The sequence below is a fragment of the Streptomyces durbertensis genome (assembly GCF_014156695.1).
Lineage (GTDB): Bacteria > Actinomycetota > Actinomycetes > Streptomycetales > Streptomycetaceae > Streptomyces > Streptomyces durbertensis.
Map to the genome: position 1 here is coordinate 1 of NZ_WMLF01000747.1, position 1,409 is coordinate 1,409.

The 1,409-nt window shown below is 71.8% G+C and carries 1 protein-coding gene; it reads left to right on the top strand.

Annotated elements, in window-relative coordinates; genetic code table 11:
- Positions 1-1,409: metallophosphoesterase family protein (locus GL263_RS26490; protein WP_228456851.1), on the top strand; the 1,409-nt coding region annotated here is incomplete at both ends.

A 1,409-nucleotide genomic window follows, 5' to 3' on the forward strand; every position in this document is an offset into this window, starting at 1 on the left:
CCGGAACTCGAACTCGCCCCCGGCCCACGGCCGTTCGTCCGCGCCCTCGGAATGGTCGCGGTGACGCTGCTGGGTGCCTGGCTCGGGCTGCTGATCGTGGGGAGCGTCCACAAGCCGGTGGGTCCGATGGACACCACCATGACGCTCCGGCCCTCCCTCACCGGCGGCACCAAGATCAACGTCGCCCCGCTCGGCGCGCTGGAGCTGGACACCCACCACGGGCCGCTCCGCCTGGACGTCGACGTGACCCGGCTGGACCCGGACCGGGCCGGCTACCTCGTCGAGAACCCCGAACGCTTCGGCGAACTCCAGGACATGGTCGCCGCCGACGTCGAGAGCGGCACCCGGGACCTGGCGCTGCGGTCCTTCGTCGCGGTCGTGGCCGGCGCGACGGCGCTCGGGCTGGCCGTGTACCGCAGGCCCCGCCGGGCCCTGCTCGCCGGCGGCATGGCACTGGCGGTGCTGGCCGCCTCCGGCGCCGCGGCGGCCACCACCTGGAACCCCAAAGCCGTACTCGAACCGAGGTTCTCCGGCCTGCTCGCCGGCGCCCCCAGCCTCGTCGGCGACGCCCGCCGCATCGTCACCGACTTCGACGTCTACCAGCAGGAACTCGCCCGGCTGGTGACAAACATGTCCAAGCTCTACAACGCGGCCTCCACCCTCCCGACCTACCAGCCCGACCCGGACACCACTCGGGTGCTGCACGTCTCCGACATCCACCTCAACCCGGCCGCGTGGCGGATCATCGAGTCCCTCGTCGAGCAGTACGACATCGACGTCATCATCGACACCGGCGACACGATGGACCACGGCACGGCCGCCGAGAACCCGTTCCTCGACCCGGCGAGCGACCTCGGCGCGCCCTTCGTCTGGGTGCGCGGCAACCACGACTCGCGCACCACCCAGGAGTACCTGGAGGACATGGAGAACGTGCACGTCCTCGACGACGGCGAACCCCTGGAGATCGCCGGACTGCGCATCGCCGGCATGGGCGACCCGCACTTCACGCCCGACCGAAGGGTGCAGATCGAGGACGAGTCCGAACAGGTCGTCGCCGGCCGCCGGCTGGCCGCCGCGCTGCGCACCTCGAAGGTGCTCGGCAAACCCGTCGACATCGCCGCCGGCCACAACCCGACCCTCGTCGAGCAGGTCGACGGCGAGGTGCCGCTGGCGCTCGCCGGCCACGCCCACAACCGCAAGCAGCGCGTGCTCGACAAGGGCACGCTGATGATGATCGAGGGCTCCACGGGAGGCGGCGGACTGCGCGCCGTCGAGCAGGACGTACCGGAGAAGGTCTCGGCGTCCGTGCTGTACCTGGACGAGGAGACCAAGCGGCTCCAGGCGTGGGACGCGATCACCCTCGGCGGGCTCGGCCTCACCACCGCCGAGGTCGGCCGCCACCTCCCCCC